The sequence below is a fragment of the Streptomyces cyanogenus genome, from assembly GCF_017526105.1.
In the GTDB taxonomy this organism is placed as follows: domain Bacteria; phylum Actinomycetota; class Actinomycetes; order Streptomycetales; family Streptomycetaceae; genus Streptomyces; species Streptomyces cyanogenus.
Genome location: NZ_CP071839.1, coordinates 6,695,921 through 6,712,121 on the forward strand (window position 1 = coordinate 6,695,921; position 16,201 = coordinate 6,712,121).

Below are 16,201 nucleotides of genomic sequence, written 5' to 3' on the forward strand. Positions count from 1 at the left end.
ACAGGTGAGGGGGGTGGGGTACCTGCCCGGAGGGAATGGCCTGCGAACTGCGTGGCTTGTGCGGCGAGTTGGGTGCGCGACATCGTTGTCACATGGTCTGTACATGACTCTACCGCCTCAACAGACAACGATGTCAACCTGCTTGGTTAGCCCGACCGGGTGATGCGGGCGTACGCCTGACGGCGCGTACGCGGTCTTCCGTGGTACCGGTGACACGCGCTACTGTCCCAGCGGCTTGTGCGACCTGTGGTGCGCGACCCGTCCGTTAGGAGGAAGGGCCGCGTCATGCGTTTGAGATCCGCGTCCCTGCTGCTGGCCGCGCTCCTCGCGACCGGCGGCACCGCAACCCCCGCCCTGGCGGCGACCGCCGCTCCCCCCGTCCTCGTCAAGGACCCCACCCCGTACGTCGATCCGCTGATCGGCACCAGGAACGGCGGCGACGTCTTCCCGGGCGCCGTCGTGCCGTTCGGCATGTTCTCCTGGAGCCCGGAGAACACGCGCGGCGACGCCACCAGAACCGCCGCCCCGGGCGGCTACCAGTACGACGCCACCCGCATCCGCGGTTTCAGCCTCACCCACATGTCAGGCACCGGCTGCGCGGGCGGCAGCGGGGACATCCCGTTCTTCCCGTACGCCGGCGAGGTCACCTCCTCCCCGGCGAGCGACACCAAGGACGCCGTCTACGCCTCCGACTTCCGCCACGCCGACGAGACCGCCGAGCCCGGCCACTACCGGGTCGGGCTGGCCTCCGGTGTCACCGCCGACCTCACCGCGACCGCGCGCACCGGTTCGGCCCGCTTCACCTACCCGGCCGGCAAGCCCGCCTCCCTGCTCGTGCGCACCGCCAACTCCGAGGTGGGCTCGGAGGAGTCGACCGTCACGATCGACCCGGACGCCCGGACCATCTCCGGCTCGGTCACCTCCGGCAACTTCTGCGGTTACCTCGACCCCGAAGGCCAACGCCCTTACTACACGCTCTACTTCACCGCCCGCTTCGACCGCGCCTTCCAGGCCACCGGCACCTGGCACGACGACCGCCTGGACCCCGGCTCCCGCGAGGCGTCCGGCGGCACCGGCGGCTTCTCGCACGGCGGGCGGCCGGTCGCCGGGAAGGGGGCCGGCGGATACATCGAGTTCGCGCCCGGCGACGGCCCGGTCGGCGTCGAGGTCGGCGTCTCCTACGTCAGCCGGGAGGCCGCCGCGGCCAACCTGGCCGCCGAGAACCCGCCGGGACGGTCCTTCGGCGCGGTCCGGGAGGCGGCCCGGCGGGCCTGGCGGGAGCGGCTCGGGGCCGTCCGGGTCGGCGGCGGCACGGACGCCGAGCGCACCACCTTCTACACCGCGCTCTACCACGCGCTGCTGCACCCGAACGTCATCAGCGACGCCGACGGCAGGTACCGGGGCGCCGACGGCCGCGTGCACACGGTCGGCCGGCGCCGGCAGGCCCAGTACGGCACCTTCTCCGGCTGGGACGTCTACCGCGACCAGGTGCAACTGCTGACGCTGCTCGACCCGCGCACTGGCTCGGACATCGCGCAGTCCCTGTACGAGCTGTCCCGGCAGAACGGCGGCGTGTGGGACCGCTGGCTGCACGGGGCGAGCGGCACGCACGTCATGAACGGCGACCCCTCGGCGACCGCGCTGGCCGGCATCCACGCCTTCGGCGGCACGGACTTCGACCTCCGCGGCGCCCTGAAGTCCCTGGTGCGGGCGGCGACCGTGCCCACACCGCAGGACCTGTCCCCGGCCGGCAAGCCCGTGCTGTCGGCGGGCCAGCGCCCCTCCCTCGACAAGTACCTCAAGCTGCACTACATGCCGAGCGTGTCCAACGCCTGGGGCGGGGCCGCCGAGACGCTGGAGATGTCCACCGCGGACTTCGCCATCGCCCAACTCGCCCGCTCGGCAGGGCAGAAGGGCACGGCGGACACCTTCACCCGCCGCGCCCAGTGGTGGCAGAACAACTTCGACGTCGCCGCCGCGCCGAACGGCGGGTACATCGCCAACCGCAAGGCCGACGGCAGCTGGGTCACCGGCTTCACCCCGGACACCGGCAACGGCTTCGTCGAGGGCACGGCCGCCCAGTACACCTGGATGGTCCCGCACGACCCGGCGGGCCTCTTCGCCGCACTGGGCGGCCGGGACAAGGCGCTCGCCCGGCTGGACGACTTCTTCCACGACGCCGACGGCGGATGGGCCTTCACCGGCAACGGCGGCACCAAGTCCGAGCTGGACAACGAGCCGTCGATCAACGTCCCCTACCTGTACGACTACGCCGGCGCCCCTTACAAGACGCAGGAGACCGTCCGCGCGGCGATGCGGCAGCTGTGGTCCGCCGAGCCCGGCGGCATCCCGGGCAACGACGACCTCGGCGCGATGTCCGCCTGGTACGTCTTCTCCGCCCTCGGCATGTACCCGCAGGTGCCGTCCCGCGCCGAACTGGTCCTCGCCTCACCGCTGTTCGAGCGGATCGAGATCGACCGGCCGCACGGCCGCGACATCTCCGTACGGGCCGCCGGAGCGGCGGCCGACGCGCCGTACGTCCGGTCCCTGAAGGTGAACGGCCGCAGCAGCGACCGGCCCTGGCTGCCCGCGTCCTTCGTCCGCGACGGCGGCCGGCTCGACTACACCCTGTCCGCCACTGCGGACCGCGGCTGGGGGGCGGACAGCCCGCCGCCGTCCTTCCGGGAGGGCGAGCAGCCGTACCAGATCGGCGTCGGTCCCACCACGGCCACGCTCGCCCCCGGTGACAGCACGAAGATCGGCGTCCGCGCGCTGTCGATGACCGGCGGCCCCGGCCCCGAGGTGCGTTTCCGGGTGCGGACCCCGGCCGGGGTGACGGCTGCGCCCGCCGAGGGCACGGTCACCGACGGCGCCCAGGAGATCACCCTCACGGCGGCCCGGGACGCGCAGCAGGGCTTCGCCGACGTCCAGGTCACGGTGACCTCGGGCGACTCCTCCTACGAGCAGCCGGTGGCGCTCACCGTGGCCGCCCCGGGCACCCTGCTCGCCGCCTACAACAGCACCGGTGTCTCCGACGACGACGGCGACCACGACGAGGCCGACTACGACGGCGGCGGCTGGAGCTACTCCCGGCAGGCCCTCGCGGCGGCCGGCCTCACCCCGGGCAAGCAGGCCACGGTCGACGGCCTCGCCTTCACCTGGCCCGCCTCACCGGCCGGCCGCCCCGACAACGCCTCGGCGTCCGGCCAGACCATCCGACTGGCCGCCCCGGCGGGCGCGTTGTCCTTCATCGGCAGCGCGGTCAACGGCAACCAGCAGACCCGGGCGACCGTCACCTACACCGACGGCGGCACCGACACCGTCGACCTGTCCTTCACCGACTGGACCGTGGGCGGCGGAGGCGGCACCGTCCAGTACGGCAACAGGGTCGTCGCCAAGACCGCGTACCGCAACGTCGCCGGCGCCGACAAGGACCCGGTGGCGACGTACGTCTTCGCCACCGAGCCGTACCGGGCCCCGGCGGGCAGGCAGATCCGGACCGTCACCCTCCCGCGCAACGCGGACCTGCACGTCTTCACCCTCGCGACGGGCTGATCCCCGCACCCCGAGGCACGAAGCGGCCCGCACCCGGGATCCGGGTGCGGGCCGCTTCCGCGTCGCTCGGCGCGTACGCCGTCCCGTCTCGGGAACGGTACGCACCCGGCCGGTCAGCCCAGCAGTTCCACCTCGGCCAGGGTCGACTCGCCGTTCAGGACGAGGCGGTACCTCGTGTACGTGCCCGGCGAGGCGATGGTGAAGGCGCGGGTCTGGCGGTCCCAGGTGAAGGTTTCCCCGGAGCGGTGGTCCAGGGTCCGCCAGGTCGTGCCGTCGTCGGAGCCCTCAAGGGTCCAGCCGGTCGGCGCCTTCGTGCGGTCCGCGCCCGAGGTCAGCGTGTACTGGACCGCCCGCACGGCGCCCTCGGCCGGCAGGTCCGCCGAGGCGACCGTCGCGCTGGTCGCCGAGGTGTCGTCGAAGAGCGCCCCGGCACCCTTCAGGACGTCCGCGCGCGGCGCCGGCACCTTGTCGTCCTCGGTGACGGAGACCGGGCCCGCGTCCTTGCCCGTGCCCCACGTCGACGGCTTCGGCCCCATGAAGAAGTCCACCACCCCGCCCCTGGACAGCAGCGAGTGGGGGAGCGACGTCGACTTCCAGGGGCGGCCGTCGACCGTCACGCCCTGGACGTAGACGTTCTTCGCGCTGTTCCGCGGTGCCCGCACCACCAGGTCCCGGCCGTTCTCCAGGTGCACGGTGACCTTCTTGAACAGCGGGGAGCCGATGGAGTACTCGCCGCTGCCCATGACCAGCGGGTAGAAGCCGAGCGCGGAGAAGAGGTACCAGGCCGACTGCTCGCCGTTGTCCTCGTCGCCGTGGTAGCCCTGCCCGATCTCGCTGCCGGTGTAGAGCCGGGAGAGCGCCTCACGGACGTACGCCTGCGCCTTCCAGGGCTCGCCGGCCGCGTCGTACATGTAGATGACGTGGTGCGCGACCTGGTTGGAGTGGCCGTACATGCCCATCCGGACGTCCCGCGCCTCGGTCATCTCGTGGATGACACCGCCGTAGGAGCCGACGAAGTCCGGGGAGGCCGTCTCCGGGGTGGCGAAGTACTCGTCCAGCTTGTCGGCGAGGCCCTGCCGGCCGCCGTACAGGTTGGCCAGGCCCCGGCTGTCCTGCGGGGCGGTGAAGGCGTAGCCCCAGCCGTTGGTCTCCGTGTAGTCGTAGCCCCACACGCGCGGGTCGTACTTCGCGGAGTCCACGCGCCAGTCGCCCTTGGCGTCCCGGCCCTGGAAGAAGCCGGCCCTGGCGTCGAAGAGGTGCACGTAGTCCCGGGCCCGGTTGAGGAAGTACTCCGACTCCTCCCGGTAGCGCTTCTCGCCCGTCTTCCGGTACAGCGCCTCGCCCATCCGCGCGATGCCGTAGTCGTTGACGTAGCCCTCCATCGCCCACGACAGGCCCTCGTGCGTGCCGGTCGTGGTGTAGCCGAGGAACGGCGAGGTGCTCATGCCCTTGCGGCCCACGCCCGACATCGGCGGGACGACGGTCGCGTTCTTCACGGCCGCGTCGTACGCCGCCTTCGCGTCGAACCTCACCCCCTTGACGTAGGCGTCGGCGAACGCCACGTCCGAGGAGGTGCCGGTCATCAGGTCGGCGTAGCCGGGGGAGGACCACCGCGAGGTCCAGCCGCCGTCCTTGTACTGCTGCACGAACCCGTCGACCATCTCGCCCGCCTGGGACGGTGTCAGGAACGAGTACGCCGGCCAGGTGGTCCGGTAGGTGTCCCAGAAGCCGTTGTTCACGTACACCCTGCCGTCCACGATCTTCGCGCCGGTGTGCGTCGGGGTGTCCGGACCCGGCATCGGGGAGAACGGCGAGGCGTACCGGTCCTCGCCGTCGACCCGCTCGAAGCCGGAGTTCGGGTACAGGTACAGCCGGTACAGACCGGAGTACAGCGTGGTCAGCTGGTCCGGGGTCGCGCCCTCCACCTCGACCTTGCCGAGCAGCGTGTCCCAGGCCCGCCGGGCCCGCGTCCGGACCGCGTCGAAGGAGGTGCCGTCCGGGATCTCCTGGCGCAGGTTTGCCTTCGCCTGGTCGATGCCGACGAGCGAGGTCGCCAGCCGCAGCGTGACGGTCCGGTCGGCGCCCGCGTCGAACCGCAGGTACCCCTTCACACCGCTCGACGCGCCGTCGGTGACCGGCTTGTCGAACTCGCCGTACACGAACAGCCGGGTCGCGCCCGTGGACAGGCCCGACTTCACGTCCGAGTAGCCGGTGACGATCCCGTGCTCCTTGTCGAGCGTCAGCCCGGCCTGCTCGGTGACGTTGTCGAACAGCACGTTCGCGTTGTCGCCGGGGTAGGTGAAGCGGAGCACGGCCGCGTGGTCGGTGGGGGTCATCTCGGCCTTGAGACCGTTCTCGAACCGCACCCCGTAGTAGTACGGCCGCGCGGTCTCGTTCTCGTGCCGGAAGGGCAGCTCCCGCGCCTCGCGGCCGGTGTCCGGGGTGGCGGACGCGGCCGACGGCATCAGCTGGAAGGTCTGCCGGTCGCCCATCCACGGGCTCGGCTCGTGGCTCGCGCTGAACGCCTGGATGGTCGGCAGGTTGTCGGCGTTGTTCGCACGTGCGTACTCGTACAGCCAGCTGAGCGAGGACGCGTTGGTCACCGGCGTCCAGAAGTTGAAGCCGTGCGGCAGAGCCGTCGCCGGGAAGTCGTTGCCCCGCGAGAAGCTGCCGCTGGAGTTGGTGCCCCGGGTGGTGAGTGCGTAGTCCGACAGATGCGCCTTCGGCTTCTCGGGCGGCACCGGCTTCAGGACCACGTCGTCCAGCCAGCCGCGGAACTTCGCCGGGCCGTCGGAGGAGTCGTACGCCACCAGGATCCGGTCGACGGTCCGGCCGGCCGCCACCGAGCCGATCCGCGCGGCCACGTTGTTCCACTGGTTGACGTACAGGGCCTTCGACGCGCCCTGCCCGCGCGGGGTGAGCGGGAAGCCGTGCTGGTCCAGGGCGCCCAGGCCGCTCAGATAGGTGCCGTCGGTGAAGGCCAGGTCGACGGAGACGTTCGTGGCGTCGTAGTCGCGGTCGCCGTCGGCCATCGACGGGAAGATGCGGTACGACAGCAGGGTGTCGCCGCTCACCTTCACGTTCACGTCGAAGACCTTGTTGTAGGAGTAGGCCCGGCCGCCCGCCGTGTGCCGGCCGGCGTAGCGCAGGGCACGCTTTCCGGTGAACCCGGCCCGCGCCTTGGCGGTCGGGGAGCCGCTCGGTCCCTTGTCGACCAGGGTCAGCATGTCCTGGGGCACCGGTCCGCCGGTGCCTCCGGTGGAGAACTGCACATCGGCCAGCTGCAGGATGTCCGCGGCGCCGGCGTTCCCCGTCACCTCCAGCCGGAAGTACCGGTACTCCGCCGGTTCGGCGAGGTCGTACGACTTCGTCTGGAACCGCTCGGCGAAGGTCTCGCCCGAGCGGGCGTCGACCGTCTTCCAGTCCTTGCCGTCGGCCGAGCCCTTCAGGGTCCAGTCCTTCGGGTCGCGCTCGGCGTAGTCGTTGGCCGAGGTGAGCGCGTAGGTCGCTATCTTGATGGGTTTGTCCAGGTCGAACTCCACCCAGCCGGTGGGCGCGAAGGTCAGCCACTTGGTGCCGGGCTCGCCATCGACGAGGTTCTCCTCGACCTCGCCGGCGCCCGTGTTCCGGGCGCTCGCCCGGACTTCGGTGACGTGGTCGGTGACATTGCCCGGAATGCCGGTGCTGTAGCCGCCGTCGACGCCCGAGGCGCGCTTGCCGCCGTCGGGTCCGGTGTCGACGGTGTTCAGCCAGTCCGGCGCCGGGTCGCCCGCCTCGAACGAGGATGCGAACTCCCGGTCGGCCGCCGGAGCCCTGGCGGGCAGGGCGACCGCGGCGCCCTGCGCGCCGACGGCCATGACAAAGGCGGCCGTGAGGACGGCCGCCGGAGCCCATCTGTGCCGCGTTCTCCGCTGCATCTAAGGATTTCCCCTCCTGCGCCCCACCAGGACAACGTTGTCAACCACCGGGCGCAGGAACCAGTAGGTGGCCAAGTGGCCCGTGCTGTCAAGGGTGTTGGCTGTGGCATTCAGGGAGTTGTGGAGCGACTTTTTCCGCCGGTTCCTCCGTCGGTCCGTCATATTTCCGCGAGGTCTCAACTCGGAAAAGACCCAACGCGAACCCTGCATTCGATCTTGCTCCGCCGCCCGGAAGTGGACTATACCTGTCGGCGTTTCCAGCACGACCCAGCACTACCCGACAGCGGTGCCGGGGAGGATCCGGTTCACCGCCTGAGTCCTGGAGAAGGCGAGGACTTGAGCATGGGATCCACTGCGCACCACGATGGTGAAGGTGTGGGCCGTCGCGATCTGATCAAGCGGTCCGCGGCGCTCGGCCTGGTCGCCGCCCCCGGAATGGGCCTGCTTTCCGCCTGTGCCAGCGGCGGCGGGGACGGCGACTCGGGGGAGGGCGGCACCAAGGGGAAGACGTCCAAGGACAACCCGTTCGGTGCCAAGAAGGGCAGCAAGCTCGACGTCGTCGTCTTCAAGGGCGGATACGGCGACGACTACGCCAAGGCGTGGGAGGCCGACTTCGGCAAGAAGCTCGGCGTCACCTCCACCCACACCGGCACCCAGGAGATCACCGGCAAGCTCCAGCCGCGCTTCAACGCGGGCAACCCGCCGGACATCGTGGACGACTCCGGCGCCCAGAAGATCAATATCGACGTCCTCTACAAGAACGGGCAGCTGCTGGACCTCGCCGAGGTGCTGGACGCGCCCTCGGTGGACGACCCCGCCAAGAAGGTCCGCGACACCCTGATCCCCGGCACGCTCGACCCGGGCCTGCAGGAGGGCAAGATCGTCGCCCTGAACTACATCTACACGGTGTGGGGGCTGTGGTACTCCGGCAAGCTCTTCAAGGAGAAGGGCTGGGAGGAGCCCAAGTCCTGGGCCGACTTCCTCGCCATCTGCAAGGACGCCAAGTCGCAGGGCATCGGCGGCCTCGCCCACCAGGGCAAGTACCCGTACTACATCAACGTCGCCATCATGGACCTGATCGCCAAGAAGGGCGGCCTGGACGCCATGAAGGCGATCGACAACCTCGACCCCAAGGCGTTCGTCGGCTCCGAGGCGGCCCAGGAGGCCATCGAGGCGATCTACGAGGTGGTCGAGAAGGGCTATCTGATGCCCGGCACCAACGGCCTGACCCACACCGAGTCGCAGACCCGCTGGAACCAGTACAAGGCCGTGTTCATCACCTCCGGCTCCTGGCTGGAGAACGAGCAGCTCAAGCAGACGCCCACCGACTTCGACATGAAGTTCCTGCCGATGCCGCTGCTGCCCGGCAGCAAGCTGCCGTTCGAGGCGATCCGGGCCGGCTCGGGCGAGCCCTTCGTCATCCCGGCCAAGGCGAAGAACCTGCCGGCGGCCAAGGAGTTCATGCGGCGCATGCTCTCCAAGGAGTGGTCCACGCTCTTCGCCAAGCAGGCCAACTCGCTGACGATCCTGAAGGACGGCGTCGATCCGAGCGTCCGGCTGCGGCCGGGTACGCAGTCCACGGTGGAGGCCTCCAAGGCGGCCGGCGACAACACCTTCCGGTACCTGTACACCGAGTGGTACGGCGAGATGGGGACCGCCATCGAGGCCGCGTCCAACGAGCTGATGTCCAAGCGGATCCAGCCGAAGGAGTGGCTGAAGCGGTGTCAGGCCGCGGTGGACAAGCAGGCCAAGGACCCCGCGTCCAAGAAGAACCACCGGGATTAGCTTCGCCTAGTCGCCGCAGGGGTGCGGGTGCGCTTGCGAGTACCGGTTCGTCGTGGCTGGTCGCGCAGTTCCCCGCGCCCTTCGGGGCGCGATACCACAGGGCGGTCGAAAGTCATGCGCAAAGGGCAGTACCGGTTCGTCACGGGGTTTCTCCTCGTTCCCGTGGCGCTTTATGTGATCTTCGTGATCTGGCCGTACCTCCAGACGTTCGGCTATTCGCTGACCGACTGGAAGGGGCAGTCGCAGACCTTCCGTTTCGTTGGTCTGGACAATTACAGGAAGCTGTTCCAGGACGACGTCTTCCTGGAAGCCATCTGGCACAACATCCTCTTCCTGGTCTTCATCCCGGTGATCACCATTCTGCTCGCCCTGTTCTTCGCCTTCATGCTGAACGCGGGCGGGCGCGGCCGGGCCGGCGGTGTGCAGGGAGTCGCCGGCGCGAAGTTCTACAAGATCCTCTACTTCTTCCCGCAGGTGCTGTCGCTGGCCATCCTCGCGGTGCTGTTCAACGCGGTGTACCGCAGTGACGGCGGCGGTCTGCTCAACGGCCTGCTGATCAAGCTCGGCCTGGTCGACGCCGACAATCCGGTGGAATGGCTCAACGAGCCGAACATGGTCCTGTGGGCGCTGCTGCTGGTCGTGGTGTGGCACGGCGTGGGCTTCTACCTGGTGCTGTTCTCGGCCGCCATGCAGTCCATCCCGCGGGACATCTACGAGGCCGCCCTGATCGACGGGGCGAGCCGCAACCAGTCCTTCTTCCGCATCACCCTGCCGCTGCTGTGGGACTCGGTGCAGACCGCCTGGGTCTACCTCGGCATCGTCGCCATGGACATGTTCGTACTGGTCTCCTCGATGACCCAGAACATGGGCGCCTACGGCGGCGGTCCCGACCACCACAGCGACGTGATGTCGACGGTGATGATGCGGAACTTCCTCTACTACGGCAAGAGCGGTTACGCCTGCGCCATGGGTGTGGTCATGCTGCTGCTCACGCTGGTCCTGTCCGTGGTCACGCTGCGCGCCACCCGCCGCGAGCGCATCGAGTTCTGAGCGGAGCGACGACGATGAGCGCACCCATCAAGGAGACCGCCCCCGCACCGGCCGGGCGGACGGTGGCCAAGGTCCCCGTCCGGCCGGGCGACCGGCGCAGCGAGGGCGTGGTCCTGAACGTCTTCTCCCACGGCTTCCTCGCCCTGTGGGCCCTGCTGATCGTGCTGCCGCTGCTGTGGCTGGTGCTCAGCGCCTTCAAGACCGACGCCCAGATCGGCGGCTCGGCCCTCGGCTGGCCGGACAACTGGACCGTCGACGTCTTCCGCCGAGCCTGGGACAAGGGCATCGGGGACTACTTCCTGAACACCGTGATCGTACTGGTGTTCTCCGTGCCGCTGACCATGCTGTTCGGGTCGATGGCCGCGTACGTGCTGGCCCGGTACCGGTTCTGGGGCAACCGGCTGCTGTACTACTTCTTCGTGGCCGGCGCGATGTTCCCGGTCTTCCTGGCCCTGGTCCCGCTGTTCTTCATGGTCAAGCGGCTGGACATGCTGAACACCTACCAGGGGCTGATCCTGGTCTACATCGCCTACTCGATGCCGTTCACGGTGTTCTTCATGCACGCCTTCTTCCGGACCCTGCCCACGGCGGTCTTCGAGGCGGCGATCCTGGACGGGGCCTCGCACACCCGGACCTTCTTCCGGGTGATGCTGCCGATGGCCAAGCCCGGACTGATCAGCGTGGGGATCTTCAACACTCTGGGGCAGTGGAACCAGTTCATCCTGCCCACGGTCCTCATGCAGCCGCAGAGCGGTGACGACCCCGAGCGGTACGTCCTCACCCAGGGTCTGATCCAGCTGCAACAGCAGCAGGGGTACGCCTCCGACCTGCCCGTTCTCTTCGCGGGTGTGACGATTGCCATGATTCCGATGCTGGTGGTCTACCTGTCCTTCCAGCGCCAGGTGCAGGCGGGTCTGACCTCGGCGACGCTGAAGTAACCGGGCCCGCGACCGCCCGCGCGCACGCCGTCCCCGGCTTCGGGGGCGGCGTACTCGCGCGTGTAGCGGGTACCCCGAAACAGTTCAACCTCTTGACGGAAGTCACCCCGAACGGCTCAGCTTAGAGTTCACTAGTTGGACATACACGGGGCCCCGCCGAAGCGGCCCCGCGCTCAGGAGGTCGTCGTGGAGACTCCAGGGTCGCAGTCGTCGCTGCACCGAGCCAACCTGGAGCGGGTCGTCCGGGCCGTACGTTTGGCCGGGTCCCTCACGCAGGCGGAGATCGCGCGGACGACCGGGCTGTCCGCAGCGACCGTCTCCAACATCGTGCGGGAGCTGAAGGACGGCGGAACCGTCGAGGTCACGCCCACGTCGGCGGGCGGGCGGCGGGCCCGCAGCGTCAGCCTGAGCGGCGACGCCGGGATTGTGATCGGGGTCGACTTCGGGCACACCCACCTACGCGTCGCGATCGGCAACCTCGCCCATCAGGTGCTGGCCGAGGAGGCGGAGCCGCTGGACGTCGACGCCTCCGCCGACCAGGGCTTCGACCGGGCCGAACAACTGGTCAACCGGCTGATCGCGGCGACCGGCGTGGACCGGACCAAGGTGGCCGGCGTGGGGCTCGGTGTGCCGGGTCCGATCGACGTCGAGTCGGGCACGCTCGGATCCACCGCGATCCTGCCCGGCTGGGGCGGCACCAAGCCCGCCGAGGAGCTGCGCGAACGGCTCGGCGTGCCCGTACACGTGGACAACGACGCCAACCTCGGCGCCCTGGGCGAGCTGGTCTGGGGCAGCGGCAAGGGCGTGCGCGACCTGGCGTACATCAAGGTGGCGAGCGGTGTCGGCGCCGGTCTGGTGATCGACGGGAAGATTTATCGCGGCCCCGGTGGCACAGCTGGAGAAATCGGACATATTACACTCGATGAATCCGGCCCGGTCTGTCGCTGCGGGAACCGCGGCTGCCTGGAGACGTTTGCGGCGGCGCGCTATGTGCTCCCGCTGCTCCAGCCCAGCCACGGCACCGACCTGACCATGGAAGGCGTCGTACGGCTGGCCAGGGACGGTGATCCGGGCTGCCGTCGGGTGATCGCCGACGTCGGCCGCCACATCGGCAGTGGAGTGGCCAATCTCTGCAATCTCCTGAACCCGAGCCGGGTGGTCCTCGGCGGTGATCTCGCCGAGGCCGGTGAGCTGGTGCTCGGGCCGATCAGGGAGTCCGTCGGCCGCTACGCCATTCCCAGCGCGGCGCGCCAACTGTCCGTTCTCCCGGGGGCACTTGGGGGCCGTGCCGAGGTGCTCGGAGCGCTCGCCCTCGCCCTCAGCGAAATGGGCGATTCAACTCTTTTGGAGGGGGCGCTGCCCGTGGCGGCCCCTGTCTTCACTTAGAGAACGGATGGCACCGTTGCTATCTCGTTAAGGATTTACTTCTTGACGTCGCACGTGTGGCCGAGTTGACTTCCAGCCACCTCGGCCGCAGCGACGCGGCCTCGTCAGGGAGGTTTCTCAAGTGAACGCACGTATGCGTCGTGCCGCCGTTGCCGTTGCCGCCGGTGCGATGGCCGTCTCGCTGGCCGCCTGTGGCAGCGCCAAGGAGTCGAAGGGCAACGACGACTCTTCCTCCGCGTCGGCCAAGAAGGGCGACAACATCAAGGTCGGTCTGCTCCTGCCGGAGAACAAGACCGCCCGGTACGAGAAGTTCGACAAGCCGCTGATCGAGAAGAAGATCAAGGAGCTGACGAACGGCAAGGCGGAGGTCGAGTACAACAACGCCCGCCAGGACGCGAACCTGCAGGCCCAGCAGGTCGACACCATGATCACCAACAAGGTGGACGTCCTGATCGTGGACGCGGTGGACGCCAAGGCCATCCAGAACTCCGTCAAGAAGGCCGTGGACCAGGGCATCAAGGTCGTCGCGTACGACCGCCTCGCCGAGGGCCCGATCAGCGCCTACACCTCGTTCGACAACGAGGAGGTCGGCAAGACCCAGGGTGAGGCCCTGCTGAAGGCGCTGGGTGACAAGGCCAAGAAGTCCACCAAGATCGTCATGGTGAACGGCTCGGTGACCGACCCGAACGCCGCCCAGTTCAAGAAGGGCGCGCACTCCGTCCTCGACGGCAAGGTCACCATCGCCAAGGAGTACGACACCAAGGAGTGGTCGCCGGACAACGCCAACTCCGAGATGGAGGCGGCGATCTCCGCGGTCGGCAAGAAGAACATCGCGGGTGTCTACTCGGCCAACGACGGCATGGCCGGCGGTATCATCACCGCCCTGAACGCCGCCGGCATCAAGGTCCCGGTGACCGGCCAGGACGCCGAGCTGGCCGGTGTGCAGCGCATCGTCGCCGGTGAGCAGTACATGAGCGTGTACAAGCCGTACGCCCCGGAGGCCGACGCCGCCGCCGAGATGGCCGTCGCGCTCGCCCAGGGCAAGTCGCTGGACTCCGTCGCCAAGGACAAGGTCTCCAGCGGCTCCCAGAAGGACGTGCCCTCGGTCCTGGTCCCGGTCACCTCGCTGACCAAGGACAACATCAAGGACACCGTCGTCAAGGACGGCGTCTACACCATCGCCGACATCTGCACCGGCAAGTACAAGGCCGCCTGCGACAAGCTCGGCCTCAAGTAAGCAGTCCGACAGTCCCCTCCGGCCCGCAGGCGTTCACGACCTGAACGCCTGCGGCGGAGGTGACCGGCTGCCCCAGGCTCCTCCGGCGCCCCGGCGCATCAGACAGCCCCGCAAGCTCGGCCTCGGGGCGCCGGACGGAAACTCCCCCAAAACTTCTGCACAACCTCCCGCCGGGTCAGGCGGCGAAGGAGATGGTTCACGTGTCCGCTACGCCCGTGCTGGCGTTGCGCGGGGTCTCCAAGCGGTTCGGTGCCGTTCAGGCGCTCACCGACGTAGAGCTTGAGGTCCACGCCGGTGAGGTGGTCGCCCTGGTCGGCGACAACGGTGCCGGAAAGTCCACGCTGGTCAAGACGATCGCCGGCGTTCACCCGATCGACGAGGGTGCCATCGAGTGGGATGGCAAGCCCGTGTCGATCAGCAAGCCGCACGACGCCCAGGCGCTGGGCATCGCGACGGTCTACCAGGACCTCGCGCTGTGCGACAACATCGACGTCGTCGGCAACCTGTTCCTCGGCCGTGAGCTGAGGAAGTGGGGCGTCCTCGACGAGGTCGAGATGGAGCGCCGCTCCCGCGAGCTGCTCACCACGCTGTCGATCCGCATCCCGAGCGTCCGCATCCCGATCGCCTCGCTCTCCGGCGGCCAGCGCCAGACCGTGGCCATCGCCCGCTCCATGCTCGGCGACCCCAAGCTGGTCATCCTGGACGAGCCGACCGCCGCCCTCGGCGTCGAGCAGACCGCCCAGGTGCTCGACCTCGTCGAGCGGCTGCGCGAGCGCGGCCACGCCGTCATCCTCATCAGCCACAACATGGCGGACGTGAAGGCGGTGGCCGACAAGGTCGCCGTTCTGCGCCTCGGCCGCAACAACGGCGTCTTCGAGGTCAAGACGACCTCGCAGGAGGAGATCATCTCCGCCATCACCGGCGCCACCGACAACGCCGTGACCCGCCGTGCGGCGCGCACGTCCGGGGAGGTTTCCAAGTGAGCATCGACAAGACCTCCGCCAACCTCGGCAAGACCCCCGAGGAGCCGCAGGACGCCCCGGTCGTCAACCCGGAGGCCGCGGCCGCCGCGGTCACCGCCGTCGACCCGCGCCTGCTCGTGCGCGAGCAGGGCCTGCTCGGGTACTGGAGCGAGTTCAAGCGCAAGATGAAGGCCGGCGAGCTGGGTTCCCTCCCGGTCGTGCTGGGCCTCGCGATCATCTGCATCATCTTCCAGGTGCTGAACTCCGAGTTCCTCTCGGCGCAGAACATCAGCAACATCACGGTCACGATGGTCGGCACGGGCATGATCTCCGTCGGCATCGTCTTCGTGCTGCTGCTCGGCGAGATCGACCTGTCGGTCGGTTCGGTCAGCGGTGCGGCCAGCGCCCTCGCCGCCGTCCTCACGGTCAACCAGGGCTGGCCCGAGTGGCTGGCCGTGCTCGTCGCCATCGCCGCCGGTGCCGCCATCGGCGCGCTGCACGGCTTCTTCTTCGCGGTGCTCGGCGCCCCCGCCTTCGCCGTCACGCTGGCCGGTCTGCTCTTCTGGCTCGGCTTCATGCTCAAGGTGCTGGGCGAGGACGGCACGATCAACCTGGACAGCGAAGGTCTGATCGGCCAGCTGACCACGTACACCTTCACCGACGTCGCCGCCGCCTACGGCCTGGCCGTCGTCGTGGTCGCACTGTTCTTCCTCAGCTCCTTCCTGGGCAACCGGCGCCGGGAGGCCGCGGGCGTCCCGTCCCGGCCGCTCGGCGACACCCTCCTGCGCACGGGCCTGCTGGCCGTCGTCTCCTTCGCCGCGGCCTACATGTACAACCAGTACAAGGGCCTGCCGCTGGCCACGGTGATCTTCCTGGCCTTCCTGGTCGCCACCGACTTCGTGCTGCGGCGCACCACCTACGGCCGCAAGGTCTTCGCGCTCGGCGGCAGCGTGGAGGCGTCCCGCCGTCGGGTATCAGCGTGACCGCGGTGCGGATCTCCGTCTTTGCGATCTCCGGCGGTTTCGCGGCGATCGGCGGTCTCTTCCTGGCTTCGAAGATCGCCTCCGCCAACCAGAGCGCCGGCGCGGGCGACCTGCTGATGAACGCGATCGCCGCGGCCGTCATCGGTGGCACGTCGCTCTTCGGCGGCCGGGGCCGTACCTGGAACGCGCTGCTCGGTGTGCTGGTGATCGTTTCCATCCAGTACGGTCTCCAGCTGGAGTCCATCGCGGAGCCGGTGAAGTACATGATCACCGCGGCTGTGCTGTTGACCACGGTGGTCATCGACTCCGTCACGCGCAAGACGCAGAAGACGGCGGGGCGCGCCTAGCGCCCAGCCGCCCTGGGGCGCGGGTGTACCTGCGGGTACCG

At 69.2% G+C, this 16,201-nt stretch carries 8 protein-coding genes and 1 pseudogene; 8 read left to right on the top strand and 1 reads right to left on the bottom strand.

What is annotated here, in order from left to right:
* Nucleotides 1-285: 285 nt before the first annotated feature.
* Entirely contained in the window at nt 286-3,555 is a 3,270-nt protein-coding gene (locus S1361_RS30095; RefSeq protein ID WP_208035030.1) for a GH92 family glycosyl hydrolase, read from the top strand.
* A gap of 113 nt (nt 3,556-3,668) precedes the next feature.
* On the opposite strand, the gene S1361_RS30100 is transcribed toward S1361_RS30095, so the two are convergent.
* Nucleotides 3,669-7,472 (bottom strand): GH92 family glycosyl hydrolase, encoded by a 3,804-nt coding sequence (locus S1361_RS30100; protein ID WP_208035031.1) that lies wholly within the window; start codon nt 7,470-7,472, stop codon nt 3,669-3,671.
* A 342-nt stretch (nt 7,473-7,814) separates the two neighbouring features.
* Here S1361_RS30100 and ngcE point away from each other — a divergent pair, with 342 nt between their 5' ends.
* The 7 genes and pseudogenes from ngcE (at nt 7,815) to S1361_RS30135 (ending at nt 16,160) form a co-directional block, all read left to right on the top strand.
* Nucleotides 7,815-9,257: an N-acetylglucosamine/diacetylchitobiose ABC transporter substrate-binding protein gene (gene ngcE, locus S1361_RS30105; RefSeq protein WP_208035032.1), complete on the top strand. Its 1,443-nt coding sequence runs from the start codon at nt 7,815-7,817 to the stop codon at nt 9,255-9,257.
* Nucleotides 9,258-9,371: 114 nt separating this feature from the next.
* On the top strand, nt 9,372-10,307 hold the full coding sequence (locus tag S1361_RS30110; protein WP_208035033.1) for a carbohydrate ABC transporter permease: 936 nt from the start codon (nt 9,372-9,374) through the stop codon (nt 10,305-10,307).
* Nucleotides 10,308-10,321: 14 nt separating this feature from the next.
* On the top strand, nt 10,322-11,245 hold the full coding sequence (locus tag S1361_RS30115; protein ID WP_208035034.1) for a carbohydrate ABC transporter permease: 924 nt from the start codon (nt 10,322-10,324) through the stop codon (nt 11,243-11,245).
* Between the two features lie 186 nt (nt 11,246-11,431).
* Nucleotides 11,432-12,631 carry an ROK family transcriptional regulator gene (locus S1361_RS30120; protein ID WP_208035035.1) on the top strand — a complete coding sequence of 400 codons (1,200 nt, stop codon included), beginning with the start codon at nt 11,432-11,434 and terminating at the stop codon, nt 12,629-12,631.
* A gap of 133 nt (nt 12,632-12,764) precedes the next feature.
* The gene (locus tag S1361_RS30125) at nt 12,765-13,868 is read left to right on the top strand and encodes a substrate-binding domain-containing protein (protein WP_208036836.1); all 1,104 of its coding nucleotides are present in this window, start codon (nt 12,765-12,767) and stop codon (nt 13,866-13,868) included.
* Between the two features lie 191 nt (nt 13,869-14,059).
* Complete coding sequence (locus S1361_RS30130; protein ID WP_208035036.1) at nt 14,060-14,851, top strand: ATP-binding cassette domain-containing protein; 792 nt, start codon at nt 14,060-14,062, stop codon at nt 14,849-14,851.
* Nucleotides 14,848-16,160 (top strand): annotated as a pseudogene (locus S1361_RS30135) (sugar ABC transporter permease). The gene S1361_RS30130 and the pseudogene S1361_RS30135 overlap by 4 nt, the downstream one beginning before the upstream one ends.
* Nucleotides 16,161-16,201: the final 41 nt, after the last annotated feature.

Excerpts from the sequence above, each read along its gene's own strand:
- S1361_RS30100 (WP_208035031.1), bottom strand. The coding sequence starts at position 7,472 with ATGCAGCGGAGAACGCGGCACAGATGGGCTCCGGCGGCCGTCCTCACG.
- S1361_RS30115 (WP_208035034.1), top strand. The coding sequence starts at position 10,322 with ATGAGCGCACCCATCAAGGAGACCGCCCCCGCACCGGCCGGGCGGACG.
- S1361_RS30110 (WP_208035033.1), top strand. The coding sequence starts at position 9,372 with ATGCGCAAAGGGCAGTACCGGTTCGTCACGGGGTTTCTCCTCGTTCCC.
- S1361_RS30130 (WP_208035036.1), top strand. The coding sequence starts at position 14,060 with ATGGTTCACGTGTCCGCTACGCCCGTGCTGGCGTTGCGCGGGGTCTCC.
- ngcE (WP_208035032.1), top strand. The coding sequence starts at position 7,815 with ATGGGATCCACTGCGCACCACGATGGTGAAGGTGTGGGCCGTCGCGAT.
- S1361_RS30095 (WP_208035030.1), top strand. The coding sequence starts at position 286 with ATGCGTTTGAGATCCGCGTCCCTGCTGCTGGCCGCGCTCCTCGCGACC.
- S1361_RS30125 (WP_208036836.1), top strand. The coding sequence starts at position 12,765 with ATGCGTCGTGCCGCCGTTGCCGTTGCCGCCGGTGCGATGGCCGTCTCG.